The following is a 26,992-nucleotide window of genomic DNA, read 5'->3' on the forward strand; positions in this document are numbered from 1 at the left end:
AAGCACTTCTGAGCTGCTGCGTTGAAAAGAGGGTTCACCATCCCAGTAGACGCAAACGGTAGATCCGTTATCTCTTTTAGGTCATGTACCTACCAAGGCTCTTTTTTGAGAAAAAAGGAGCGAATGAGGGTGGCACCGCGAAGCAAAGCCTCTCGTCCCTCACTGTTCTGTAATAGGAGCAGTGTGAGAACGGGAGGTTTTTTTGATATGCACATATATAGGAGGAGAAAACCATGTTTGCAGACAAAATGATCTTGAGAATCCCTGGTCCTACACCCATTCCACCACGTGTTCAAACAGCAATGAGCCAACCGATGATTGGACACCGCAGCGGCAAGTTCTCCGCTCTTTTCGCCCGTACTGCTGAAAGATTGAAGCCTTACTTTGGTACCAAGCAGGACGTATACATCTTGGCAGGTAGTGGAACGAGTGCACTGGAGATGGGCGTCGTAAATACGCTCCAACCAGGCGATGAAGCTGCCGTCCTCGTTAGCGGTGCATTTGGTGAGCGCTTTGCAAAAATTTGCGAGCGTTATGGTATCATCGCCCATCGGTTAGAAGTCCCTTGGGGAAACGCCGTAACACCTGACCTGGTTGAAACATTCCTGCAAAAAAAACCGCAAGTAAAAGCCGTATTCGCCACCTACTGTGAAACATCCACTGGGGTAGAAAATCCGATTGCTGACTTGGCGAAAACAATCCGTACACATTCGGACGCCCTCTTCATTGTCGATGCAGTAAGCAACCTCGGTGCGGTTCCATGCGAAATGGACGCTTGGGGTGTCGATATCGTGGTAACCGGCTCGCAAAAAGCTTTCATGCTGCCAACAGGCCTTGCCTTCCTCGCTGCGAGTGAACGCGCATGGCAAGTGATTGAGCAAAACAAATCGCTCGCCTTCTATTTGGACCTGAAAGCATACCGCAAGAGCCTGGCAGAGCAAACAACTCCGTATACGCCCGCTGTATCCCTCATTTTCGGTCTCGCCGAAGTATTGGATATGATGGAGGAAGAAGGCTTGCCAGCTATCGTAAAGCGCCATGAACTAATGAGAGACATGACTCGCGCAGCGATGAGGGCATTAAACATCAAACTGATGGCCGAAGATCAGTACGCATCGACAACCGTTACTTCTTGCGATCCTGAGGGTGTCTTTCATGCAGAAGCTCTCCGCAAAATGTTAACGCAGCAATTCAACATCACGATTGCTGGTGGCCAGCAGCACCTGAAAGGCAAGATTTTCCGCATCGGGCATATGGGGTATTGCGAGCCATTGGATGTCCTGCAAGTCATTTCCGCCATCGAATTGTCGCTTCACCAAATCGGTGCCCCAGTTGAGCTGGGTGCTGGTGTAAAAGCTGCTCAGGAGGTGCTCATTGCACATGTATAAAGTACTCATTACCGACCCACTTAGCGAATTTGGAATTCAACAGCTCTTGGACGCTTCTGATGTAGAAGTTGTTCGTCAAACAAACCTCTCCCCTGCCGAACTAATCGATGTGATTGGCGATTACGATGCACTCCTCGTACGCAGCCAAACCCAGGTAACAGCAGAAGTACTCGCTGCCGGCAAAAAGCTGAAGGCAGTCGGTCGTGCGGGTGTTGGGGTCGATAACATTGATATCAACGCTGCCACCCAAGCAGGTATTCCCGTCATCAACGCTCCAGATGGCAACACCATCTCTACTGCGGAGCATTCGTTTGCCATGCTGATGGCTGTCGCTCGTAACATCCCTCAAGCTCACAAGAAGCTGGTAGACGGTACATGGGATCGCAAAAGCTTCCAAGGGGTTGAGCTGAACAACAAAGTACTGGGAGTCATCGGTATGGGCCGTATTGGTTCAGAGGTTGCGAAGCGTGCAAAAGCATTTGGTATGTCCGTCATGGGCTTCGATCCTTTCATGACCGAGGAACGTGCAGAAAAGATGGGTGTAACCAACGCAACTGTCGACGAAATTTGCCGCAAAGCAGATTTTATTACCGTCCATACTCCGCTGACAAAAGAAACCCGCCATATCATCAGCACGCGTGAATTCGCGAAAATGAAAGATGGCGTTCGCTTGATCAACTGCGCTCGTGGGGGAATCATTGACGAGAAAGCTCTCTACGAGGCGATTACCGCAGGAAAAGTCGCAGGAGCAGCTCTGGATGTCTTTGAAGAAGAACCACCTGTAGACAACCCTCTCGTCGGTCTGCCACAGGTAGTAACGACTCCACATCTGGGAGCTTCGACCATTGAAGCACAGGAAAACGTGGCCGTAGACGTATCGGAAGAAATCCTGAAGGTTCTACGTGACGAGCCATTCAAAAACGCCGTGAATTTGCCTTCGATCCCTGCTCACGTTATGGAAAAAGTCCAACCGTACTTTACGTTGGGTGAAAAGCTGGGCCACTTCCTTGCCCAAGTGACAGTAGGTTCCATTTCGGAGATTTCGATTAAATATAGCGGTGAGTTGACGGATGTAGACACGTCCCCGCTGACTCGCACAGTCCTCAAAGGCGTGCTGTCCTTCCGTTTGGGCGAGGAAGTCAACTATGTGAACGCCCCGATTCTGGCAAAAGTGCGCGACATAACCGTAACAGAGCAAAAGGCAGCACAAAACAAAGGCTTTACGAACTTACTGACCGTTAGCTTAAAAACGACGCAAGAGACACGCACAGTGGCTGGAACGCGACTCAATGGTTACGGTGCGCGTATTGTGAAAATTGACGACTTTGCGATTGACGTAGCGCCTGAGGGCTACCTCCTCTACATTCACCATAATGACCGTCCAGGTGTGATCGGGCGTGTCGGTTCCATCTTGGGTGAAAACAGCGTGAACATCGCAACGATGCAGGTAGGACGCCGTGATATTGGTGGAGACGCGATCATGATGCTCTCTGTCGACAAACCTTTGACGCCAGAGCTTCTCGATACGATGGGCGAGCTAGCAGAAGTGAAAAGCGTTACACAAATCGAGCTGTAGGTTCTCCCTTCCGCACGAGAATAGACCTGGCCCTATGCCGGGTCTTTTTCTTTACCCTTATTTTGGTTAGAGCTATAATAGGACAAGATAATTCTACACACCAAGGAAGGAGCTTCTTATGACGAACCAGGCATTATTCGCTATTGGTATCTTTTTAGTTACCTATGCATTTATTATTAGCGAAAAGTTACATCGAACCATCGTCGCCATGTCTGGCGGAATTCTCATGGTCTTGTTCGGGATCGTTACACAAGAACAAGCAATTCACCATATCGACTTTAACACGCTCGGCCTACTTATTGGGATGATGATCTTGGTTGCCATTACGGCACAGACTGGTGTATTCAAGTATGTGGCCATCCGTGCGGCAAAGGTCGCAAAGGGTAAACCGATTCGCATCCTTGTTTACCTGAGCTTGATCACGGCCGTTGCCTCTGCCTTTTTGGACAACGTTACCACTGTACTTCTCATCGTACCTGTGACGTTTAGCATCGCCCGCCAGCTTGAGCTTAATCCGATTCCTTTTTTAATCAGTGAAATTATCGCTTCTAATGCCGGAGGAACCGCTACGCTGATCGGTGACCCCCCGAATATCATGATTGGCAGCTCTGTACCTGAGCTTGATTTTATGAAATTTCTTGTGAATTTGAGCCCAATTATCATCGTGATTCTCGCTGTAACTGTTGTTTGCTTGGTCTTGATTTACCGTAAACAGCTAGTAACGTCACCTGAATTGAGTGCAAAAATCATGCAGTTAAATGAGCGCGATGAAATTACCGACAGCCGTTTATTGAAAAAGTCCTTGACCGTGATGGGATTGACCATTATTGGTTTCATGCTTCATGGGGCCCTTCATTTGGAGTCGGCAACGATCGCTTTAACTGGAGCTTTTCTTTTGCTCCTCCTTACTGGAGAGCATTATTTGGAAGACGCGATCAGCAAAGTCGAGTGGAATACGATTTTCTTCTTCATCGGTCTGTTTGTTCTCGTCTCTGGGTTAGTGGAAACAGGTGTGATCAAAAAGCTCGCAACGGAAGCGATGAATCTGACGGGTGGAGATCCATTGAATACCTCCCTGTTGATCCTCTGGTTGAGCGCAATCGCCTCTGCTTTTGTCGACAATATCCCGTTCGTTGCCACCATGATTCCGATGATCAAGGAAATGGGAGCTCTCGGGATCACCAACCTGGAGCCTCTTTGGTGGAGCCTTGCACTCGGGGCGTGTTTAGGAGGAAACGGGACCTTGATTGGAGCGAGTGCCAACGTGATTGTTGCTGGCTTAGCTGCAAAGGAAGGACATCATATCGGCTTTTTCAGCTTTATGAAGGTCGCCTTCCCGTTGATGATCCTGTCTATCTTGATTGCCCATGTCTACGTGTACCTGCGCTATTTTATTTAGTGAGGAGGAACCCCTATTGTTCCATTACACCTTTAATAAAGAAGAAATTGAGATCAAGGAACAAATTTCACAACAAGATGCTACCTACCACATAGTCGTTAAATCCGAGTCCATGCGAGCACGTGTCAAAGAGGTACGTCGTTATTTTGAGGGGAACAAAGACTACACGGATGTCCTGTTTTTTTCACGAGAGGATGGTTCTTTCGAAGTAATCGTACGTCACAACATGATAGAATCCTTTTTGATTCACGCCTTTCGCTTCAAATGCTTGAAATCGATTTGTTGGGAATAAAAAAACTCCGCCGTTTTTACATACGGCGGAGTTTTTCATCTACAAAATGGAAAGGATATCGCGAACATCATCGAGAATAAAATCTGCTTTTTCCTCTTCAAACTTGCTGCGTGCGTCTTGACCAGACAGTCCAGTCAATGTCGCTGCAAACTTGCAACCGATCGAGCGAGCCGCTAGAAAATCTGCGAGTGAATCGCCGACGATTAGCACGTCTTCTCCATTTTCGATTGGCAATGAAAAATGGACAGCATCGCTAATCGGTGCATCGAGTCCGAGCAGCCCTTTTACATAGGAATATGGGTGTGGCTTGGACATCGGCGCAAAGCTAGGAAACGCTTCTTCCGCATCGAGTACGTGAGAGGCAGTTACGACACGGTTCGGGTCGAACCATTCCAGTATGTTCATCTCACGGAGGGGAACATGCGTCTCGATCGTAGGGCGCCCTGTTCCAATTCCCAGTGTGTATCCTTTTTCTTTTAATGTGCGAAACAACTCCACCATTTCTGCAGGCGGTACAATCGGAATCTCGTCTGACAAGAAGCCCTTCTTGCCTGGCTGCATGGTTTCACGACCAATCGATGCCGCCACGCGCTCATCACCGAGATACCATTCTTGAAACGTCTTTTGAATCAACTGCCATAGATCACTATTGCGAGAGAACATTTCTGTTGAAACACCGCAACGCTCTTTTGCAATTTGATTTAAGTAGAGCAGCATTTCTGCTTTTTGTGCGGAACCTTTGGCAAAATCTGCGGTGAACGCTGCGTAGTCTACTTGGAAATCAGGAGCATAAGTGGCTGCCCACTCTTTCACTTTTGCCAGTTGCGGTCGATCAATTTGTTCGACAAGAAGGCTCGTTGCTTCTGGTACTTGCGTTTTAACCGCTTCAATCAAACGAATCAACTGATAGGAAAACGCGAGGAAAACCATGTCCCAGTTGGAGTTGATTCCACGTGACTTGATGAAATTCAGCACTTCATCATGAGCGAAAACTTGCTCGCGCACTCGTCTGATTTGCGCTTCTTCTGGCGCAGGCGTGAATTCCTCGCCTGCAAGCCCTACATACTGCGGGCTGTACAAAAATTCCCACACCGTCAATGCAGAAGCATCAAAGTAACGCTCTTCACTCAACATAACCCCGTCAACATCAAATAAGATCGTTTTGATCATTTCTCTCTACACTCCTATTTGTTTTTATGCAGCATCAAGGCGATTGTAAAAGTCGTTCCCTCACCCAGTTTACTTTGCACACTGATGGTGCCCCCGTGTGCTTCGACAAGGTTTTTCGCGATGGCTAGTCCAAGTCCAGTTCCACCTAGTCGTCCACGTGTGCGAGCCTTGTCTGCTTTATAGAACCGCTCAAAAACAAACGGCAAATCTTCTTGGGGAATGCCACTGCCTGTATCGCTAATCTCAACCAGCAACGTTTTATCCCCGCGAGCCCGAATGGTGACGCTTCCCCCACTTGGCGTATGCCGCAGCGCATTATCGATCAAATTCGTTAGCACTTGCTCCATGCGATCAGGATCAATGAGCACATGCGTGTGCGTCGTCGATATTTCGAGGAAGAGGTGGATTTCGCGTTCTCTCGCCAAATTGGTGAATTTGCGTTGAATGCGTTCCAAATACGGACGCAGTTCCATCGTCTCCTGGAACAATTCAACATGCCCCGCTTCCATCCGCGCCAAGCTGAGCAATTCATTCACCAGCTTGGTCATACGCGCTGACTCGTCATAGATGATCTGTGCCAATTCTTTATGCTCTTCCGGTGTAGCCACGATATCATCCACAATTGCTTCACTGTATCCTTGCAACATGGATAATGGTGTTCGCAGCTCATGGGATACGTTAGCCACAAAATCATTACGCATCTTATCCAGCTTGCGTTCCTGCGTGATGTCCCGAAGAACTGCGACAGCACCACGGATTTGATCCCGATCATTCAAAGGTACCATGACAACGGACCATATCCGCCCTTGAACAGGGATATCCTCTGTCACTTCCTGTCCGGTTTGCAAAACCTGCTGATAGAACGAGAACAACGGCACAGGTTCATCCGAATGCTCGAAATCCCAATCACGCAGGAATCGTTCTGCTGGAGGATTCGTTACGGCCAGCTTGCCGCTCGCATCTATCATCACAACACCATCTACCATGCTTCTAAGAACACTCGCCAGCTGCTCCTTCTCTTTGGACAGTGCATCGACTAACTGATTGAGCTTGCTTGCCATCGTGTTAAACGAAGCCGCCAGTTCACCTGTCTCGTCTTGAGTCCTGATCGGGATTTCAGCATGAAAGTCTCCTTCCGCAATGCGATGCGCCGTTTCTTTCATCTGACGTAATGGAATCGTAAGACGCGATGAAAGGAAAAAGGCGAATACAGTGGTAGAGACGAATCCGATGACACCAACCACAAAGATTAAAAATCTGACTTCACTAACCGTATCATCAAAATCTTCAATCGCCTGATACATGACCACTGCGCCCGTTTTCCCTGCTGCCATTTCTAAAGGCACGGCGACCGCAAGCAGTTCATGCTTGTTATTCGTGTTATCAGCGGAATTCTGCACATCAATATAAATCGTTTTGGGAGCAGGATGCTTACCTGCCAGCGCTTCTGGCAAATGCAATGCAGGATTTTGGAGCAATTGCTCTACTGGAATACGAGGGAGTCCAGCCCCCTCGCTCATACCGACTTGCTTGCCTTTTTCATCTAAAATGACCATGCCCGTATGATGGACCAAGCCAAACCTGGAAGCCATCTCCATAGCTGCTGTCATATCCGGACTCTGCGCCAAACCGATTGCGATGCCATCTGCCAGATCGTGCAAATTCTTCGACTGCCGATTGCTATAAAAGCTGTCAAAAGATTGAACGAGCAACAAACTAAAGATCGTCAGGACGAGAGCAAATAAGGCAATAATGGTCATCCATAGCTTTCCGACTACACTGCGAAAAATAACGTCCACTTTACTTAGGCACCTCAAGCTTGTATCCGACGCCCCAAACCGTGGCGATCATATTGGCAGCTTGCGGAGAAACACGGTTCAATTTTTCGCGGAGACGCTTGATATGCGTATCCACCGTGCGCAAATCCCCAAAGAACTCGTAGTGCCACACATCTTTTAACAACTCTTCACGCGTAAACACTTTATCCGGCGACAATGCCAGGTAGTGCAGCAGCTCATACTCTTTTGGAGTCAGGCTCACCTCTTGGCCACTTGCGATGACTTTGTGAGCATCGTGGTCAATCGTCAATTCCGGGAAAACAAGGACAGAATGACTGTTGAACGTCTCTGTCTTCAAATAAGCTGTCGCGGAAGAGCGACGCAGAATCGCTTTTACCCGGTACATGACCTCACGAGGGCTGAACGGTTTCACGACATAATCGTCTACCCCTGCTTCAAACCCGTGAACGCGGTTCGTTTCTTCCCCTTTTGCCGTCAGCATAATAATGGGGGTTGCCTTGAATTCGCGAACACGCTGGCATACCTCGATCCCGTCCATTCCTGGCAGCATCAGGTCGAGCAAAATGATATCATAGTCACTTCCTACAGCCATTTCGACTGCTTGCTCTCCATTATCTGCTTCATCAATCAGAAAGTTTTCTCTTTCCAAATACATTTTCAGAAGTCTGCGAATGCGTTCTTCATCATCCACTACGAGAATACGTGCCATTTTTTCCATCTGGAACACCTCTTGCTCTCATAATATCGTAAAACCGTTAGAAGATAGTCCAAAAAGCTGGTAGTAAAACCAGCTTTTCGAGGATATTCTACACCCCAGCGTAGGAGTGCAAACCAGCAATGACCAAGTTGACCACGACCAGTGTAATCAAAATAATGACGAACCCGATGACGGACATCCATGCTGATTTTGCACCGATCCATCCTCTGGATAGACGCAAGTGCAAGTAGGCACTGTAGAAGAGCCAGACAATTAAGGCCCATACTTCCTTCGGGTCCCAGCCCCAGAATCGCCCCCATGCCTCTTCTGCCCAAATCATCGCAAAGATAAGGGCCCCGAGAGTAAACACCGGATATCCGATACTGATAGCTCGATAACTGATCTCATCCAGAAGCTCAGGATCGACACTCTCAACGGAAGGCTTGATTGCAGCCCCTAATCGTTTTCGGAAAATCAAACGCAATCCGCCATACAGAATTACCCCTGTAAGGACTGACCACAGCATCGTGTTCAATTTGCGTGCGGCGTCTTTTCCCTCCATCCAGGTAGGCGCCTCAAAGAGTGGTGACATTGGACCTTCCTTGATGATGGTTGAATCAGTAGGTGCCACAATTGCTGGCAGAATGTACTCCACTTTCGGTTTTACCATCTGTCCTGCTGCATTCATTTCTTCTTTCTTCATCTCAAATACCGTCTTTTGATCCATACGAGCAAACGTAGAATCCATCAAAATGAATCCAACGAGCATGAGGACCACAGCCAGCACAATCTCCAGCCATTTCGTACTTTTCGTCGAAATATGCTGCGGTACAGTACGGATCAAATACATCAAACCCGCTGCGAAACCAACCGCCAAAATCCCTTCACCCAGTGCAGCGGTTGTCACGTGAATGTGCAGCCAGTAGCTCTGCAAAGACGGAATCAATGGAGTGATTTCCTTCGGGAACACGTACGAATACGCGAGCATGATAACCCCAAGTGGAAGTACGAACGCTCCAATCGAGGTCAGCTTGTAGATCCGGTAAATAATTAAGTAGGCCAAGATAATACAGTAATCCAGGAATGCCATAAACTCAAACATGTTACTCGTCGGGCTATGGCCGCCAGCAATCCAGCGAGCAATCACGTACCCTGTTTGCGCCAAGAAACCGATAACGGCTAACCAATACGCAATCCGTCCATAGCGCTCTTCATGTTGTTTGGGATCACGCCCTGCCCAGTTTTTACCCGTCACGGCTACAGCGAAGACGATAGACGAGATGACGTAGAGCAGGAACGCGATATCCAGTAACCAGTCACTCAGTTGAATGAGCTGCACGTTGTTAGTACCCCCTTTGAAGCTTTAGGCCTTGGCCTTCGTTTTATCTTCTATCGTGACAGGGAGCTCCGCTTGTTTAACCAGCCCTTCTACTTCTCTACGTAGACCGAACCAGTTTTTATTCGTGTGAGCTGCTACCAAGATACTTCCCTCTTGCGTCTGTACCCAAACCCGACGATGTTGCCAGAACACACCGATTGCAACGCCTGCAAGGAAAATGAATGAACCGAAATAAATCAGTGGCAATGCTTTGTCCACCCGTACATTCAGCCCTGCAATATCGATTAAATCAGGCATTTTGATGTCGAGTCCGTAACGCGGATCATTTTTCTGTGTAAGAATGGTTCCTTCTAGATAAACCAATTTTTCGTTATAATTGCCATTCTCTCCAATGAGTTCCAATGCCACCATCGGATTTTTAGGCAAATTGGTTTTCGTCGCCGGCTTCCCGTCTTTTCCCATAATAAAATCGGGGAAGTAATCTAAAATCCGTACCGTGAATCCATCCGCAATGGTTTGCTCGGGCTGTGGATTGTACAGATCAATTTTGATAAGGCCGATCTCTTTTTTATTGTTTTTCAAATCGACCACTGTAAAATTAAGCGCTCCAAGCTGCATCTCTTGCACGCCGCTCTGATAAATGTAGAGGCTGTCCTGTTCCATCGGATGATTCACGACGATCGGCCCCTTCTGTACTTCTACCAAATCCGGCTTTTTCCCTGGAACGTCAGCGTTTTTATTTTCATACAAAATGGCCTCTGTCTGGTAGCTCTTCACGATGGCTCCGCCCTTAAGCTCCAGTTGCTCCGGCATTTCTTCTTCCGACCAATACTCTGTCGTGTAGTTCTCGTTTTTTATGTAGTAAGGGGTATTCGGAATCGCTATTGTTTGTCCCTCACGCACCCAGACGTACTCGTCCAAGTAAAAGCCAGGCAGGCTTCGCATCAGGGTACCGACCAAAAACAAGATCAGTCCAATGTGATTAATGTAAGGACCCCAACGGCTAAAACGGCCTTTCTCAGCCATAATCGCCCGTTCCGTGCGGAAAATGCGGTATCCTTTTTCTTTCAAGGCAAGAGCAGAGGCGTCCAGTATCGCTTCCTGATTGGCTTCTGGAGCAAGCTCACCCTCTGCAAACAGCTTCTGTCCTTTCAAAAAGGACTTGTGCTGGTTCAATCTAGGCTTCTTTAACGCTTTATACAGCGGTACTACGCGGTCCAGACTACAGATAACCAGGGACGTACCGAGCATAACCAGAAGCGTCACAAACCACCAGGACGAATACATATTGTGAAATCCTAGGCCGTAGAAAATCGTTCCCAGCGTTCCATATGATTCCGTATAAAAACGGGCAACATCTGCTTCTGTCGGTACGGGAACCGGTATGTACATTTGTTGCGGAAAGATGGTTCCGACTGCGGACGCCACCAAAATGACAATAATGATACCGATTGCAATTTTGACCGAAGAAAAAAAGTTCCAGACTCGATCGATTACCTTCGTCTTATTCGTTTGAGAACGTCTTGCCATTCCTTCATAACGCATGTCAGGAAACGATGTCTGCTCGTGGACTTCCACATTCAAAGGCTTCCCGCAAGACTCACAGAGCAGCGTCCCAACCGGGTTGGTATGACCGCATTCGCATTTTCTCTGATCCATCATTGCTCCTCACTTACGGCAAGATTTTTGTTATTTTCGACTCAATCATCGCTTCATCTAACTGCCCAATAAAAATTTCTTGCACTTCTCCATCTGGGTCGATGAAAAAGGTCGTCGGAATCGGACCGATTCGATACAGCTTTGTAATTTCCGATTGACGATCGAGCAAAATAGGGAAGTCAATCCCGAACTGCTTCACGAATGGTTCTACGGCAACTGGCGATTCTCCGATATTGACGCCGACTACAACCAATCCCTTATCTTTAAACTTCGTGTATTGCTCTTGCAATGCAGGCATTTCTTCCTTACAGGGTTCACACCACGTGCCCCAGAAATTAAGGATAACGCCCTTTCCTTTCAAACTTTCCAGAGTCAGCTCTGGTCCATTCAGTTGCTCCAAACTAAAATTCGGAGCATCGCTTCCTACTTTCACAGCACCGGGGTCCTTCACAAAGCTGGAATAGAGTGCAAAGACCAGCGCTACAAGCAAAACACCCAATACCGCGATCCTGACATATGTACGATTGCTTTTGTTCATGACGCCATACTCCCATCTACTGCTAATAAATTGCATCCTTTTCCCATTCTATTATAGCGTTCCTAGTTTTTCCGACAGCGCACAACTTATGAACAGATTTTGAACGAATCAATGTTTCGACCGCGGGCTGCGTTTCTTTTGAACCAATCCCCGCTTCAAGCTCTCCACTTCCTCATGAGTGAGCTTGCGAAATTCGCCTGGCTTCAATCCATCTAATGTGAGAAAACCTAAACGGATTCGCTCCAATGTCAATACCGGATGGCCGATCGCCTCACACATTCTACGCACTTGGCGGTTTCGTCCTTCATGTATGGTCAGTTCTACCAATGCCCTTTGGCTGCTAGACTCTGTCTTCAACAATTTGGACTGACCGGGAGAAGTCATGCCGTCTTCCAAACGAATGCCGGTTGCTAGCTTGTGCACTTTTTCTTGGCTGGGGATTCCCTTTACCCATGCCCGATACACTTTATCGATTTCATAGCTTGGATGTGCCAGCCTGTTAGCGAGCTCCCCGTCGTTCGTCAAGAGCAGCAAGCCGGACGTATCGTAATCCAAGCGACCTACTGGATATACCCGTTCTTTGATTCCCTTCAACAGATCGATAACCACCCGTCTGCCTCGCGGGTCTGTGACGCTTGTAATGACACCCGTAGGCTTGTACAACAAGAGATAGACATGTTGCTCCAGCTTAATCTGCTGTCCATTCACCACAATTTTGTCCTTGAGCGGATCGACTTTTATTCCCTGCTCTCGTACGACTTGGCCATTTACCTGCACCTTGCCTTGCGCAATCAGCTCTTCAGAATGGCGACGAGAGGCGACTCCAGCATGCGCCAATACTTTCTGTAAACGTTCCATCGTTGGTTCACCTCTACAACATCATACCCATTCTTACTAGTGTGGACAAGAAAAAGGGAAAAACTTCCCCATATTCACGAGGAAGTTTTCACTGTCTACACGATTTGAATTCTATCTAAGCGAAAATGTAGGAAACAATGAGCAGCGAGAATATGACACCAGCCAGGTCTGACCACAAGCCTACCTTTAGCGCATAAGCAGAATTGCGAATGCCAACTGCGCCAAAATAAACAGTTAGGACATACAGTGTCGTATCTGTGCTCCCTTGCATGGTAGCTGCCAGTCTACCCAAAAAGGAATCGGGACCGTATTGCGCAATCAGATCTGTTGCAATCGCAAGGGAGCCTGTTCCCGTCAACGGACGAAGCAACGCCAACGGGACCAGTTCTTCTGGAAAATGCAACAGGTCTAGAAGCGGTTTGAGTGCCCGAAGCAGTAGATCCAATGCTCCTGACTCCCGAAACATACTCACCGCAACCATCATGGCAATCAAGTGCGGGAGTATGCGAATGGTAGTGGTTAAACCGCCTTTTGCTCCATCTACAAACGTTTCGTAGACGGGGACTTGTTTTTGCCACCCATACAACAAGACAAAGGCAATTGTAACGGGAATGGCCCAAAGAGAAAGCAGGGATACCCATTGGTACATAAGGACTCCCCCTATCTGTGTCTTCGTATATGCCGATAACGATACATGCGATCAATCAACAGGGCGACAATAGTGGCAGCAAAGGAAGATAACAGCGTAGTGCCTACGATTTCTACAGGATTCACGGAGCCATACTGCATGCGGATTGCGATCATCGTCGTAGGAATAATCGTAATGCTCGCCGTATTGATTGCCAGCAGCGTACACATGGCAGGCGAAGCGTTCTGCTTGTCTGGATTTAGCTTTTGGAGCTCTTCCATGGCTTTCAGCCCCATTGGAGTTGCTGCATTACCAAGCCCTAGCAGGTTTGCGCTCATATTTGAGAGGATGTATCCCATAGCAGGGTGCCCTTTTGGTACATCCGGAAAAAGGACTTGAATGATCGGTGACAATACCCGCGCCAACAACTCAAGGAGTCCTGACTTTTCTGCAATTCGCATCAATCCCATCCAAAAGGCGAGAACACTGAGAAGTCCGAGACAAACGGTTACTCCCGTCTTTGCTCCCTCAAACGCTGCTGCGTTAATTGCTTCCATCCGCCCCGTTATGGCCGCAACAACAATGCTAATGACAATGAGCCCGAGCCAAATGACATTAAGCACTCCACAGCCCCCCTGACACGATGTCCCAAAATGGCTGCCACATTGAGCGTGAAGCTTGCGGAGATGCGAAAGTCGGCGCATCCACGCTAACTAGTAACGGAACCTGCCCAATCATCTTCTCCTTTAAATAGAGTTGAAGAAACCCTGCCAGTTGACCATTCATTTTCGCTGTAACCGTCGATTCTCCCATAACGACACGCTTGTGAATCCCTTCTGCCTCTGCCGTTTGCAACGGATATTGAAAAGCGTTTGTTGTGACGAGATGAGTTCCTGCTTCAAGTGTGACTGGCGTGTCAGGCTTTACCTCCTGCCCTTTTTTGACCAGTTCCTGTAGCGGATAATTCGCAAAGCCCCAATCCATCAGCTTGGCGGAGTCGTTCCAGTCATCAGAAGCATTCAGAGTAATCGTCGCTAGCTGTCTTCCGTCCCGCGTGGCGGAAGATGCCAGGCAGCGCTTCGCGAGTTTGGTGTATCCCGTTTTCACACCATCAGCACCGTTGTATAAATGAAGCATCTTGTTTTTGTTGAGTAGGCGCCGATCCCACTGTTCGCCTTCCCATGAAATATCCTTGACTTTCGTTGAGACGATTTGACGAAACACGGGATTATGTAAGGCGTAGGCGGACAGCTTTGCCATATCCTCTGCGGTGGAGTAATGCTGGTTACTGTCGTCTAAACCATGCGGATTGGTGAAATTCGTATGCTCCATTCCAATCATCGCAGCTTTTTCATTCATCAAGTAAGTGAATCCAGGCACTGACCCTCCAATGTGCGTTGCAATAGTGACGGCTGCGTCATTGCCAGATCGTAGCATCAAACCGTACAGCAACTCTTCAAGCGTGAGCTTCTCCCCATTTTTCAAGTAGATCGATGAGCCTTCAACCCCTACGGCTTGTGGCGGAACCGTTACCTGTGCATCCAATTTGCCCATCTCGATCGCTACGATTGCTGTCATCGTTTTGGTCAAGCTCGCGATCCTCATTTTTTTCGTTCCGTTTTTGGAATAAAGAATCCGTCCACTCTCTACATCGATTAGCGCTGCACCTTCTGCTGACAAGCTAGGTGGAGCTGCAGCAGCCTTTACTATCGCTGCCGGCGTAAGAGCCATCTGTATAAAAAGAAAAACGACGAGTACGCCGGACAGATTTTTTCGTATGTTCATAAACGTCCTCCCCAATTGAAAACTTGGGCTCAACCTTGACTATAAGTCAAGAGAAAAGCCGTCGTTATACCACGATACACAGGTTTGTACCATAGTATATGGGGACGAGTCGTATGATAGTACGAAAAACTGTCCGAGCTGTAACTAGTCGTTTGTCGATTCTTCTGCTTTTCCGAATAGCGCTGATGCTTCCAGTCGCGCTTCTTCGATATCAAGATTCACAGGCGGTTCTGGCAAATCCCCCAGTTCCCGTAAACCAAAATGCTCCAAAAATTCTTTGGTGGTCGCGTACAAAATGGGGCGTCCGATCCCCTCTGCTCTCCCCGCTTCGCGAATGAGTTGTTTGGATAAGAGGGTGTTCAGTGCTTTTTCGCATTTAACGCCACGGATTTCTTCAATCTCCGAACGGGTCAGGGGCTGCTTGTACGCAACAATGGCGAGAGTCTCCAATGCAGCTTGGGATAGCGTTGACTGACCTGGCGATGTTGCTAGCCGTTCAAAATAGGGTACATGCTCGGGCAGAGTGGTCAACTGATACGCTTTTGCCACTTCCACGATTTGAATACCGCGTCCTGCCCGGCGGAAGTCAGCTTTCATGTCTTCGATCAAATCGATGACCTCTTCTTCCGACACCTCAGTGATTTCACTGATTTCTTTGGCATCGATTCCTTCATCACCCGAGATGAACAGCAAGCCCTCGATTACGCCTTTCAGCTTGTCATAGTCCATCGGTATGGGCTCCTTCCGTTCCGTTTTCACATATGATGATGTCTTGAAACAATTGATTTTGTACACAGGTAATGTGCTTCGCCTTCATGAGCTCAAGCAAGGCGAGAAAGGTCGTCACAATCTCTGTACGCGTCGCCCCTTGAGTAAACAACTCAGAAAACCGAACCATCCCACCGCTGCGTACCGCTTGACGTATCTCTGTCATCCGATCCTTGATGGAGATCTCGTCACGCGACACCTTGGTTATCGGTTCTTTTTCTTTCGTTTTCTTTACCAGCTTTTCCAGCGCGTTGATCAAATCGTAGAGGGTCACATTCGTTACGGTATGATCCTCTTCACGCGCATACGGGGATAAATTTTCTGCGGGACGCGTAAAAACTTGATTACGACCGATTTCCATTTCTCGCAAGTTCTCAGCAAGCATTTTATAGCGTTTGTACTCCAACAGACGCGCAACCAGTTCTTCACGCGGGTCTATCTCGTCTACATCCATATCGAGGAACTGCTGAAAGACATGCTCCTCCTTTTTGGGTAACAGCATCTTGCTTTTAATAGAGAGGAGCGTAGCCGCCATGACTACGAACTCACTGGCCACATCCAGTTGGAGCTCTTGCATCTTGTCAATCGTCGCGAGGTATTGCTCCGTAATTTCCGCTATCGGTATGTCGTAGATGTCCACCTCAGCCTTGTCGATCAGATGGAGCAACAGATCGAGTGGTCCCTCAAAGGAATCAAGTTTGATGCTGTAAGCCAAAAGTCGTCCCTCGTTTCCGTTAGATGAACACGCTTAATATGTTCACTGCAATCTGTTGAATCCAGGTGCTTACAATAGCAAGCGGAATCCCGAAAATGGTAGAGCTGACACCTGGAATGAAAATCAGCAAGAGCAAGATCCACGGTCCGTAAACTTCATAATGATAATACTTCGCATCCCAACTGCGCGGAGACAAGAAGCGCAATATTTTGTAGCCATCCAACGGTGGGATCGGCAAAAGATTAAAGACAAACAGTGCCGCATTGATGATGATACTAAATTCAAGCGTTGTCTCAATGGCAAAGACTGCTTTTTCATTCATCCCTACCAAGACTCCCGAGTATTGGACCAGTATGTACCCGATATAAAACAAGATCGACAAAATAAAGTTAATGATCGGTCCTGCTACCGATACATACACAATCCCTAAACGCTTGTTCCCGCGAAAATGAAGAGGATTGATCGGCACTGGCTTCGCCCAACCAAATGGACCAAACAGAATGAGAATCAAACCAAACGGATCAATATGCGGGATTGGATTTAATGTTAAGCGGCCCTCCGATTTCGCCGTATTGTCACCCAGCTTCCAAGCGACAAAGGCATGCGCCCATTCATGCAAAGTGAAAGCGATAACGAACGCGATCAAGCGAAACGGTACCGTTTTCCAATCAAAATGAAAAAGATCCATTGCTTCCTCCAATCATGCGCGTTCAAAAAGTCATCTTTTTGAACAACCCCTGATAAAAATCGTCTATCTTCTAGCATACCAGCAGATAGATAGGCTTACAACCCCATTCCCGCTTGATCTAGCATGCATCCTGACGAAAAAACACCGACAAGGTTTCCCTCATCGGTGTTCTTGAAACTTCTATTAGCCTACGTTTACTGTACCCATTTTATCGCCCTGCTTGATTGCATCAACGTGTTCCATACCGGAAGTGACGCGACCAAATACTGTATGTACGCCATCGAGGTGAGGGAAAGCATCATACAAGATGAAGAATTGGCTTCCGCCAGTGTCTTTTCCTGCATGTGCCATGGACAGGTAACCGCGCAGATGTTTGTGTGGGTTTCCTTTTGTTTCACATTTGATGGTGTAACCAGGGCCGCCTGTACCTGTTCCGTAAGGGCATCCGCCTTGTGCTACGAAGCCAGGGATAACACGGTGGAAGGACAGACCGTTGTAGAAGCCTTCGCTAGCCAATTTTTCAAAGTTTGCTACTGTGCCCGGAGCTTCTTGATCGAACAGCTCCAGCTCGATTTGGTTACCATTTTCCATGGTGATGAGCGCTTTTTTCATATGTTGAGCCTCCATACCTTGTAAAGTTAACGTACCCATTCTACCATGGAGAACGATTGACGTCCAATTTATCCCTCGATGCGGATCTGCTCTTCGCCAGGCAGCTCACAGTCGGGAATAAAAACAGTACCCGCCCTCGCTTTTGCCACCATTTTCACGTACGCTGCCTTCTCTGCAACTTGTTCTGCACTGGTGTACTTCCCTGCATATAAGACGACGCCTGCCATCGACATCGAAAGCTCCTGTCCGTCCCCCATTCTGCGTTTTTCATAAATGTCCGAAAAGTACGGCGTAAAAGCATCCATGATAAACAAGACAACATCATTCGCACATTGTGCTGTCGTAATCAGGATAAAATCATCTCCGCCAATATGGCCAATGAAGTCAGACCCGCTTCCGTACCATTTCGAGGCTTCCCGCAACAAGTTCGCCGTTCGAACGATAATCTGATCACCCACTTCAAACCCATACCGGTCGTTAAACCATTTGAAACGGTCGAGATCACAGTAGATGACCACCTGATGATCATTCCGTTTCAGCCGTTGATTCAATTCCCTTTCAATCTGCACATTCCCCGGCAATCCTGTCAGCGGATTGGCAGAGCTCGCTATCTCGAGCTTAATGGAGGCCATTTTGTCCAACAGCTTCTGCACGGTAACGATACCGATGTACTCGCCATTCTCATCAATAATAATGACCACATCATACAAATGATAAGCATCTCTGGCCATTGCCCGCTTTGCTACCTCATCCAACTTGTCGTCTTTGGTGGCTTTGAGCGGGTTGGTATTCATGATTTGAGAAACGGGCCTTTCATAATACAGCGCGATTCCGTATTGACCACCGAGAATTTGATACAGAGAAAACCGCATGACAAGTCCAACCGGTATGCCATTCTCCAACACTACCACGCTTTCAATCCGCTGATTTTGTTCGAAAATTTCATGGATGCGTCTTACTTTCACGTGCTTTTCAACGCTGATTGTTTTCGCCAAAATTTCCGTCATAGCCGGAGTGGGCAGCGTTTGTTCTGCTTCTTGCTCAATCCGCCTTTCCATTGTAAACCGCAAAAAGTTCATAGCCTTTCCACATAGCTGCGCCATCCCTTTGTCCGGCTTGCCTAAATAGTAACCCTGTCCATAGATAACACCGACGTCCATGAGTGTTTCCAGCTCACGCTCCGTCTCGATCCCTTCTGCTATGATTTTGCAGTTCACTTTGTCAGCAAAGGATACAAACGTCTCCAACAACGCCTGCTTAATCGGATCGACATCGATATTGCGAATCAATGACATATCGAGCTTAATAAAATCTGGATAGATTTCTGTAATCGATTCCAAGCTGGAGTACCCTGCTCCCGCATCATCTACGGCAATCATATAGCCTTGCTTGCGGTACTCCTCAATGATTTTTCGAAAGGCAGCGTAATTTGTAATCGCGTGGCGCTCTGTAATTTCAAAAACAATGTTTTGTGGCGTCAGCTCATACTCTGCCAAAAGCATCTGCACCCTGCCACGCAACAGAAACGGATCGTCAATCGCCCGTGGGTCCAAATTGATAAATAGTTTTTCATGCGGCTTCAGGTAGCGGATATGCTCCAATGCCCGCTTGCGACATATATGCTCCAAGCGAAACACTGTATCCGTCTCTTGTGCATAATCAAACAAGGCGGCGGGAGTTGCAAAGAGACTGTTGACCGGTCCTCGCGCTAATGCCTCCCATCCCAAAGCTTCGCCATTTGGCAAATGAATGATCGGCATGAAATGCATCTGAACGTTTTCTTCTGCAAGCAGCTTGTGAAATTGTCTGATGTGCGTATATTTTTCGGAGGTAATCCCATACTTGGCCATATGTACAGCATGTTTGACAGAGGTATACATCTCTTTTACGATATCTTCTCCGATAATTTCCGCATAGCCGATATGGACACGAAGCTCCTCACGATTGACGAAGCTTACTTGTCGATTTAACTGTCGTTCAGCCAACTCCTGAAAATGAATCGATAGCATTTGACAGTCTTCCTCACTCATCATTTGCGAAAAGGAAGTGTAGATCGCAAAATCATCTCCCCACAGCTTTTGAATCGCGATGATTCTCCCTTTGATTTCAAATGCTTGACGAGCTACAGCTGGCAAAATGCTTTCAAATATATGAAGAACTCTCTTGGCACTCGTATCGCCATAGCGATGCTCTACCTCTGTCAGCTTGACGATATCTATATAAAACATGACGACTTTTTTCTCTCTCTCCACTTCTTGCCGAATCATCGCCTTCATCCATTGGCGTTTGTCCAATGAAATATAGGGTATCCGTCGAAACCGCTTCATTAGAGTCGACAACATGATGAATCGCTCCCCCTCACCCTTTCATTATGCCGAGAAAACATTAAGCAATCATGAATGGGAGATGAAGGAAATACAAAACCTTCCCAAACGATCGGGAAGGTTTGTTCATTTTTTATGAAGTTTAGCGCATAAGCTGCGCGCGTTTTGGCAAAACATCGTGACCCACTACTTCTGCGTACGTTTCGCGTCGCACGACCACTTCTGCTTCTCCGTCCTTGACAAATACAACAGCAGGACGAGCGATTCGGTTGTAATTGTTCGCCATCGAATAACCATATGCACCTGTGCTTGGAACTGCGAGAATATCACCCGCCTGTGCTTCTGGCAGCTTCACATCCCAGATGAGCATATCCCCTGACTCACAGCACTTCCCTGCAATCGAAACAACTTCTGTGGCAGTTGCATTCATTTTGTTCGCAATCGCTGCTTCGTATTCTGCATCGTACAAAGCCGGTCGCAGATTGTCTGTCATGCCCCCATCGACCGCAATATATTTCCGGACATTAGGAATGTTCTTTTGCGATCCAATTCGGTACAAGGTTGTCCCTGCATCCCCTACAATACTCCGACCTGGCTCGATCCAAATCTCAGGTAGAGGAATCGCAAGCGCTGTGAGCTCTTGGCGAACGATATCTGTGATGGCTTTGATATACGTTTCCGCTGGCTGCGGTGTATCGCCTTCTACATACCGAATACCGAATCCGCCTCCTACATTCAGCACTTCTGGGAGGAATCCAAGCTTTCCTTTTGCTTCGCCCAACAGTTCTGTCAATCGTTTGACAGCAACGAGGAAGCCTTCTGTTTCAAAAATTTGTGAGCCAATATGACTATGAACTCCTAATAAATGGAGATGATTGCTTTCGTGAGAGAATTGAATCGCCTCAAGTGCCTGGCCGTTTTGCACGTCAAAGCCAAACTTGGAGTCGATCTGCCCTGTAGAAATGTATTCATGCGTATGAGCTTCTACACCCGGTGTGACACGCAAGAGAACGGAGACCTTTTCGTTCCGCTCTTCGGCCAATTGCGCCAAGATGTGCAACTCATAAAAGTTGTCCACAACGAAGCAGCCAATTTTGGCGTCTAGCGCCATGATTAACTCATCATGAGATTTGTTGTTGCCATGAAAATGGATGCGTTCTACGGGAAATCCAGCTTGCAGAGCCGTGTACAATTCGCCGCCAGATACTACATCGAGTGACAAGCCTTCCTCTTCAATCAACTTGCACATCGCCATCGTGCAAAAAGCTTTGCTCGCGTAAGCAACCTGGAAGGAAAAACCCGTATTGTGAAACGCATTGACAAATTCCCGGCATTTGGTGCGAATTTGTTGTTCGTCATACACATATAAAGGTGTTCCGTAAGTTGCAGCTAGCTGTGTCGTATCACAGCCTCCGATTTCCAAGTTTCCTTGTTCATTCACTCGACTTGTCCCGTGTAAGTACATGTTTCGTTTCCTCCCCAATTCATTCGCACCGATGATGTATATAGACAACCTTTTATAGAGAAAGGCAACCAACAAGGAGCGTCAGTTGCCATACAGAAACTTTTGTTCGTAAGGCTTCCCTACAATTTACTACAAGGCTGTGCGTTTGACAATGGGTGATGTCATCCGTTTTCAGAATATTATTGCCGAGAGGAATTTTGTGAGCGAACGATACTCGGCCTGTTGTTTTTGCTGGGCACAGCCAGCCGTACCACAATGTCCTTCATCCCTTTGTAGTTGAATGGAATGAACGGCCATAAGTAAGGTGTATTGAGCGAACGGGTGGAAGCCAAGAAAATCAGGATGAGCGTAAGTCCGATCATCAGTCCCGGTGTGGAGAAAAAGCCCACCATGAGAATCAGAAACAAGCGAATCATTCGATTGGCCAAGCTCAACTCATAACTGGGAGTCGCGTACATCCCAATTGCCGCCACTGCCAAATACAAGATAACCTCGGGTGCAAGGAGTCCTACCTTGATCGCCACATCCCCGACCAGAATCGCGGCCAATAAGCCTACGGCAATCGAGAGCGGCGCTGGCGTGTGAATGGCGGCCATCCGCATCAAGTCCAGACCGACCTCAGCGATCAAGAATTGTGCCAAAATAGGAATGCTCCCCATCTTCTTGATCCCCAGGAAGTGAAGTGGCTCCGGTATCATGGAAGGGTGCATGACCAAAAGTAACCAGATCGGCAAAACAAAGACGGAAGCAAAGATTCCCAAAAAACGAATCCAGCGCAGATAAGCACCGATTACCGGTGTTTGTCGATACTCCTCCGCATGCTGTACATGATGAAAATAAGTGGCGGGTGTGATCATGACACTCGGCGAAGTATCCACATAAATCAGTACGTGACCTTCCAATAGATGTACAGCAGCCACATCGGGACGCTCTGTATATCGTACTAACGGGAAAGGGTTCAAAGTCTTTCCAATGATAAATTCTTCGACGGTTTTTTCCGCCATTGGTATCCCGTCTATCTGGATGTTTTGTAGACGCTCCTTTAACGTTTGGACGAGCTCTTCATTCGCTACATCATGCAAGTAGGCAACTGCAACGTCTGTCTTGGTACGCTCCCCAATCTGCATGATTTCAAATCGGAGCCGTTCATCACGTATTCTTCGGCGGGTAAGAGCTGTATTGGTTACGAGTACTTCTGTAAAACCGTCATGCGCTCCACGCACGATTCTCTCAGTATCTGGCTCCTGCGGTGTGCGATTCGGCAGGATTTTGGCATCAAGGATAATGGCGTGGCAAGATCGGTCAATGATCAATCCTACTTGACCGACGAGCAATTTATCCATAAATTCGTCTGTCGTTTCCACCTTACTGAGCTGAAAGAAAGGAATGAATTTGTGGAACAACTGATCGAAAGCGTCCTCCGCCAGCTCCCGGTCACGCACATCGTTCAACTCACGCATGACCTGTGAAATCAGTAAGCTTTCAGCGAAGCCATTTATGTAATACAACAACATGCGTGTATGACCCACATAAAAATCATGGACCCCAATATCAAAGCTCTTACCGACACCAAGTCTGTCGTTCAAATACCTCTGATTCTCTTCAAGATAAGTCGAGATGGGATGCCGTTTTTCCGTGACTTGTGCCATGAGCGCCGCTCCTTTCCATTATCCATTGCACCGCTCTCATCGTTATAGGACAACCGTTCTGCAAACTATCTCTGCCTTCCATTTTGCCTATATCTCCAATGCCGATGACATTCGGTATATGCAGGGAATTCAAGATGTCTACCGTATCTCCATAAATATGATGCTGAAGCTGCTCGTCTGCGTACCCATCCTTGTCCACGGCTTCGTCTACAATTTGTCCTTGGTTGTTTACGGAATAAGCGACAGTCGCACCCTTGACCCAGTGTGTATTCGAAGCTACTGCAATCGCACCGATTACTTCGATATCAGGATGCTTTACCACGTATTCAAGTGCTCGTTCCCCTCTACCCTTGCCGTAATCTCCGTTGTCATCGAACATGACGATGACAGGATCATATGGTGTCATTTTAATGAGCTCGACCATCTGATTGCCTCGCAGCGGAGTCGGATTCCCGGCAGACAGTGATATACATCGACCACCAAATTGCTTGGCGACATTCTCGATAACTTTTTGGGCAATATGATCTCCGTCTGTCACCAATATGACTTTCCGGCGTACTGTGTCCATGCTGGGTCACCGCCTTTTATTGCCTGGACTTACCCTTTGGGTTTAAAGATGAGTGAGGCAAAAAATCCGAATGCAATTGCAGCCGATATACCCGCACTCGTGACCTCAAAAATCCCCGTTGCCACACCGATCAACCCATGTTGTTCAGCCTCGCTGATGGCTCCATGGTACAAAGAATGACCGAAGCTCGTAATCGGTACAGTCGCACCTGCACCTGCAAAATCAATAAACTTGTCATACACCCCGATAAAATCGAGAAAAACTCCTGCCACAACCAGCGTACTCATGACATGAGCAGGCGTTAACTTGCCAACATCCAAAAGGAGCTGACCTACTACACAAACCAGGCCCCCTACGACAAAAGCAATCAGGTACTCCATCATTTTCCTCCTTCAAGTGCAACCGCATGGGCGATGCATGGTATCGAGTTGCCCTGCTGATAGCTCACCGGGCTTAAGAGGGCTCCCGTGGCGCAGACCAACACGTTTTTCAGTAACCCACGGTTAAGTTGATCCAAAATGTAGCTATACGTGACCACTGCACTGCTGGCACAACCGCTCCCGCCTGCAAATACATCCTGATCGGGGGAGTAAATCATCATTCCGCAATCATTGTAGACTTGATCCATGTCGTATCCTTCTGTCAACATGAGCTCCTTTAGAATCGGAAACCCGACAGCTGCCAGATCACCAGTCACGATCAAATCATAGGATTGTGGGGAGCGCCCCGTATCTTGAAAATGCGTCTGGATCGTAGAAGCAGCCGCTGGCGCCATGGCCGTCCCCATGTCAAACGGGTCTTTAATCCCCATATCCACTACTTTTCCCATCGTCGCATACGTAATGCGCGGACCATTTCCCCCTATCCCGACCAATCCCGCACCGGCTCCTGTGACTGTCCACTGGGCGCTTGGCGGCTTCTGGCCTCCGTATTCCGTGGGATAACGATACTGCCTTTCCGCTGTGGCATTGTGGCTACTACAAGCAGCAATCGCCCTGTTCGCATAGCCTGCGTTTACCAAAGCCGCCGCATTTGCTAGTGTCAGCATCGAGGTAGAACAAGCGCCGTACATGCCCAAAAGGGGAATCGCCACCTTTTCTGCTGCAAAGTTGGTGGTGATGTTCTGATTCAACAGGTCACCGGCGAGAATGATATCCACATCCTTGCCCGTGATCCCCGCCTTTTGCAGCAAGGTGTTGACTGCATCCTCCATTAACTGGCGTTCGGCGTCTTCCCACGTCTGTTGGCCTGCATACATATCGTCGTGGATCTTATCAAACAAGTGTGCCAGCGGCCCTTCTCCTTCTTTTGGTCCCACAGCAACTGCCGAGCTTTGCAAGCGCACATTTTGATCGAAGTGCCAGGTTTGCCGATTGACTCGTTTCACTGGTTGATTGTTTGACACCGACAGCCCTCCCTTAGAAAAACATGTTGATCAGGCTCTTTAAAATTCCCGCAATGAAAGCAGCAACAACCCCAAATACAATGACCGAGCCAGCAAGCTTAAACATATTTCCCCCAACACCGAGAACATACCCTTCGCTCCGATGTTCGATAGCAGCAGAAGCGATCGAGTTGGCAAAGCCTGTAACAGGCACGGCTGATCCTGCTCCGGCATACTGCCCGATATTGTCATACACACCTAACCCTGTCAGCAAAACGGATAGAAAGATAAGCGTCGCAACGGTTGGATTGCTTGCCGTTTTCTCCGTAAATCCGAAAAAGGTAATATACATATTTTGAATGGCCTGACCCAACAAACATATGGTCCCTCCTACCCAGAAAGCACGAAACGAGTTAAGCAGAACATTTCGTTTGGGCTGGAACTTGGAAGCCTGCTGTTGATACAGTTGCTTGGTCATCTGCATCGATCCGGGGTTTTTGGATTTTGTTTTGGTTGCCATGCCCTTTCACTCCCTTTGTAAGCTTTCTTCCTATATCCTTCCTTTTTCTAAAGATGCCTATGAATAGTGGTATTTACCATTTCACAGATGGAGCAGCCATTGCAGTAAGGAACCCGTCACTTTTCCCAACACCACTGCCATCAATAGAAAGAGAAGACTGCCATCCATGTGGATTCGCTTCGCTAATATCGGGAAGACATTCAGTACCTCAGTTAAGCCTGCGGCGAGTGTTCCCACAAATATCCCAGCAAATATCCCGTAAATCGAAGAAACGATAACGGGCAAATGAGCACCCCAGTGAAAAAAATCAATGAACGTAAAAAAAAGCGCTCCTGCCACCAAGGCCCATTCCAGCGAGCGGATATATCGATGAGCATTCGTTAATTGTGTCAACCTCGGAATGATGTCCAGAACGGTAATAAACGCGACCAACCCGCTCCCTACTGCAAGACCTCCACCTAGTCCGATCAACATAAGCAACAAGCACTGGATGACGCTCATTTCTTCGTCCGTTGGTTTTCCTTGTTTTCATTTTGTATGTAGTATTGATCAAGGCTTTGCTGATACATAAACAATTCAACTTCTAACGGACTAGGTTCTTCGTTGATTTTTTTCTGGAAGATATGATTGAAAAACAGAATCATCCCCAAGCCGATCCCGATGGAGTAAGGAATTTGCATCCACAAAGGTTGATGGCTTTTTTCACCTGTAATCAAATAGTAGATTCGCTCGTGAACCTGCATCATACTGACATCGGTGTGGAAATTCATGATCGCCAAGCCTGAGCCAATGAACAGCAGAAGCCACACCATCGCCACCAAAATCGGGTTCGCTTTCTTTCGTGGATTGAGTACCTCCACAATAATTTGGGGTGCACCCTGGACGTCCAATTCCACGTCGGGATAGACAGAACGCAGCCTTTTAATCACCTGCATAATATCGATAATGATCAAATTGCCATCCGTTGGCGTTGTCTGGTAAATGGGCATCCGCTTTAACGCTTCCTCGCGCTCTCCATCCCAGTAAAGCTGGCAAATGTCCCCAAGCGTAATCATGGCTTGTGGCTTTACGGCCAATCGCTTTCTCAGGCGCAGAAACAACGCGTCTTTCATGGTACCTTCCCCTTCCATCACATACCTGATTATTCGCTAGTATGTGCCGAGCCACAAAA

At 47.8% G+C, this 26,992-nt stretch carries 27 protein-coding genes and 1 other annotated feature (1 of these 28 only partly in view); of the genes, 4 read left to right on the forward strand and 23 right to left on the reverse strand.

What is annotated here, in order from left to right; genetic code table 11:
- Window positions 1-163, forward strand: a binding site (T-box leader); it begins 86 nt to the left of the window's first position.
- Window positions 164-233: 70 nt separating this feature from the next.
- The 4 genes from HP568_RS15070 (at window position 234) to HP568_RS15085 (ending at window position 4,655) form a co-directional block, all read left to right on the forward strand.
- Window positions 234-1,388, forward strand: coding sequence for a pyridoxal-phosphate-dependent aminotransferase family protein (locus tag HP568_RS15070; protein WP_048032605.1), 1,155 nt, complete (start codon window positions 234-236; stop codon window positions 1,386-1,388).
- Window positions 1,381-2,964 carry a phosphoglycerate dehydrogenase gene (serA, locus tag HP568_RS15075; protein WP_048032604.1) on the forward strand — a complete coding sequence of 528 codons (1,584 nt, stop codon included), beginning with the start codon at window positions 1,381-1,383 and terminating at the stop codon, window positions 2,962-2,964. The genes HP568_RS15070 and serA overlap by 8 nt, the downstream gene beginning before the upstream one ends.
- Before the next feature lie 118 nt (window positions 2,965-3,082).
- Window positions 3,083-4,363, forward strand: coding sequence for an ArsB/NhaD family transporter (locus HP568_RS15080; protein WP_173629494.1), 1,281 nt, complete (start codon window positions 3,083-3,085; stop codon window positions 4,361-4,363).
- Between the two features lie 16 nt (window positions 4,364-4,379).
- Complete coding sequence (locus tag HP568_RS15085; protein ID WP_254551239.1) at window positions 4,380-4,655, forward strand: hypothetical protein; 276 nt, start codon at window positions 4,380-4,382, stop codon at window positions 4,653-4,655.
- 39 nt (window positions 4,656-4,694) lie between these two features.
- On the opposite strand, the gene HP568_RS15090 is transcribed toward HP568_RS15085, so the two are convergent.
- The 23 genes from HP568_RS15090 to HP568_RS15200 all read right to left on the reverse strand — a co-directional run bounded on the left by HP568_RS15090 (window position 4,695) and on the right by HP568_RS15200 (window position 26,933).
- Complete coding sequence (locus HP568_RS15090; protein ID WP_173629496.1) at window positions 4,695-5,825, reverse strand: HAD family hydrolase; 1,131 nt, start codon at window positions 5,823-5,825, stop codon at window positions 4,695-4,697.
- A 14-nt stretch (window positions 5,826-5,839) separates the two neighbouring features.
- Window positions 5,840-7,624, reverse strand: a complete 1,785-nt coding sequence (locus HP568_RS15095) for an ATP-binding protein (RefSeq protein ID WP_173629497.1) — start codon at window positions 7,622-7,624, stop codon at window positions 5,840-5,842.
- A 1-nt stretch (window position 7,625) separates the two neighbouring features.
- On the reverse strand, window positions 7,626-8,342 hold the full coding sequence (locus HP568_RS15100) for a response regulator transcription factor (protein WP_012686105.1): 717 nt from the start codon (window positions 8,340-8,342) through the stop codon (window positions 7,626-7,628).
- Between the two features lie 88 nt (window positions 8,343-8,430).
- Complete coding sequence (ccsB, locus tag HP568_RS15105; protein WP_048032600.1) at window positions 8,431-9,660, reverse strand: c-type cytochrome biogenesis protein CcsB; 1,230 nt, start codon at window positions 9,658-9,660, stop codon at window positions 8,431-8,433.
- Between the two features lie 24 nt (window positions 9,661-9,684).
- Window positions 9,685-11,319, reverse strand: a complete 1,635-nt coding sequence (gene resB, locus HP568_RS15110; protein WP_048032599.1) for a cytochrome c biogenesis protein ResB — start codon at window positions 11,317-11,319, stop codon at window positions 9,685-9,687.
- 13 nt (window positions 11,320-11,332) lie between these two features.
- On the reverse strand, window positions 11,333-11,857 hold the full coding sequence (gene resA, locus HP568_RS15115) for a thiol-disulfide oxidoreductase ResA (RefSeq protein ID WP_173629498.1): 525 nt from the start codon (window positions 11,855-11,857) through the stop codon (window positions 11,333-11,335).
- A 108-nt stretch (window positions 11,858-11,965) separates the two neighbouring features.
- Window positions 11,966-12,715: a pseudouridine synthase gene (locus HP568_RS15120; RefSeq protein WP_173629499.1), complete on the reverse strand. Its 750-nt coding sequence runs from the start codon at window positions 12,713-12,715 to the stop codon at window positions 11,966-11,968.
- A gap of 115 nt (window positions 12,716-12,830) precedes the next feature.
- Window positions 12,831-13,364 carry a spore maturation protein gene (locus HP568_RS15125; protein ID WP_048032596.1) on the reverse strand — a complete coding sequence of 178 codons (534 nt, stop codon included), beginning with the start codon at window positions 13,362-13,364 and terminating at the stop codon, window positions 12,831-12,833.
- A gap of 11 nt (window positions 13,365-13,375) precedes the next feature.
- Complete coding sequence (locus tag HP568_RS15130) at window positions 13,376-13,966, reverse strand: nucleoside recognition domain-containing protein (RefSeq protein WP_048032595.1); 591 nt, start codon at window positions 13,964-13,966, stop codon at window positions 13,376-13,378.
- Window positions 13,959-15,128, reverse strand: coding sequence for a D-alanyl-D-alanine carboxypeptidase family protein (locus tag HP568_RS15135; RefSeq protein ID WP_173629500.1), 1,170 nt, complete (start codon window positions 15,126-15,128; stop codon window positions 13,959-13,961). Before HP568_RS15135 ends, HP568_RS15130 begins: the two co-directional genes overlap by 8 nt.
- Before the next feature lie 144 nt (window positions 15,129-15,272).
- The gene (scpB, locus tag HP568_RS15140; protein ID WP_048032593.1) at window positions 15,273-15,857 is read right to left on the reverse strand and encodes an SMC-Scp complex subunit ScpB; all 585 of its coding nucleotides are present in this window, start codon (window positions 15,855-15,857) and stop codon (window positions 15,273-15,275) included.
- Complete coding sequence (locus HP568_RS15145) at window positions 15,847-16,611, reverse strand: segregation/condensation protein A (RefSeq protein ID WP_048032592.1); 765 nt, start codon at window positions 16,609-16,611, stop codon at window positions 15,847-15,849. The genes scpB and HP568_RS15145 overlap by 11 nt, the downstream gene beginning before the upstream one ends.
- Before the next feature lie 19 nt (window positions 16,612-16,630).
- On the reverse strand, window positions 16,631-17,299 hold the full coding sequence (locus tag HP568_RS15150) for a site-2 protease family protein (protein WP_048032591.1): 669 nt from the start codon (window positions 17,297-17,299) through the stop codon (window positions 16,631-16,633).
- 183 nt (window positions 17,300-17,482) lie between these two features.
- The gene (locus tag HP568_RS15155) at window positions 17,483-17,911 is read right to left on the reverse strand and encodes a peptidylprolyl isomerase (protein WP_048032590.1); all 429 of its coding nucleotides are present in this window, start codon (window positions 17,909-17,911) and stop codon (window positions 17,483-17,485) included.
- Between the two features lie 68 nt (window positions 17,912-17,979).
- Window positions 17,980-20,253, reverse strand: coding sequence for a GGDEF domain-containing protein (locus HP568_RS15160; protein ID WP_173629501.1), 2,274 nt, complete (start codon window positions 20,251-20,253; stop codon window positions 17,980-17,982).
- Window positions 20,254-20,377: 124 nt separating this feature from the next.
- Window positions 20,378-21,700, reverse strand: a complete 1,323-nt coding sequence (lysA, locus tag HP568_RS15165) for a diaminopimelate decarboxylase (protein ID WP_048032588.1) — start codon at window positions 21,698-21,700, stop codon at window positions 20,378-20,380.
- A 179-nt stretch (window positions 21,701-21,879) separates the two neighbouring features.
- Window positions 21,880-23,349, reverse strand: a complete 1,470-nt coding sequence (locus tag HP568_RS15170) for a spore germination protein (protein WP_173629502.1) — start codon at window positions 23,347-23,349, stop codon at window positions 21,880-21,882.
- Entirely contained in the window at window positions 23,303-23,917 is a 615-nt protein-coding gene (gene spoVAEA / locus HP568_RS15175) for a stage V sporulation protein SpoVABEA (protein ID WP_056492670.1), read from the reverse strand. Before spoVAEA ends, HP568_RS15170 begins: the two co-directional genes overlap by 47 nt.
- A 29-nt stretch (window positions 23,918-23,946) precedes the next feature.
- A complete protein-coding gene (spoVAE, locus tag HP568_RS15180) occupies window positions 23,947-24,297 on the reverse strand; it encodes a stage V sporulation protein AE (protein ID WP_007724093.1) in 351 nt (116 codons plus the stop codon).
- Entirely contained in the window at window positions 24,297-25,322 is a 1,026-nt protein-coding gene (spoVAD, locus tag HP568_RS15185; RefSeq protein WP_048032585.1) for a stage V sporulation protein AD, read from the reverse strand. The genes spoVAE and spoVAD overlap by 1 nt, the downstream gene beginning before the upstream one ends.
- A gap of 13 nt (window positions 25,323-25,335) precedes the next feature.
- Window positions 25,336-25,821, reverse strand: a complete 486-nt coding sequence (gene spoVAC, locus HP568_RS15190) for a stage V sporulation protein AC (protein WP_007724098.1) — start codon at window positions 25,819-25,821, stop codon at window positions 25,336-25,338.
- 81 nt (window positions 25,822-25,902) lie between these two features.
- On the reverse strand, window positions 25,903-26,322 hold the full coding sequence (locus tag HP568_RS15195; RefSeq protein WP_048032583.1) for a stage V sporulation protein AB: 420 nt from the start codon (window positions 26,320-26,322) through the stop codon (window positions 25,903-25,905).
- On the reverse strand, window positions 26,319-26,933 hold the full coding sequence (locus tag HP568_RS15200; protein ID WP_048032582.1) for a stage V sporulation protein AA: 615 nt from the start codon (window positions 26,931-26,933) through the stop codon (window positions 26,319-26,321). Before HP568_RS15200 ends, HP568_RS15195 begins: the two co-directional genes overlap by 4 nt.
- Window positions 26,934-26,992: the final 59 nt, after the last annotated feature.

It is taken from the genome of Brevibacillus sp. MS2.2, assembly GCF_013284345.1.
Classification (GTDB): domain Bacteria; phylum Bacillota; class Bacilli; order Brevibacillales; family Brevibacillaceae; genus Brevibacillus; species Brevibacillus brevis_C.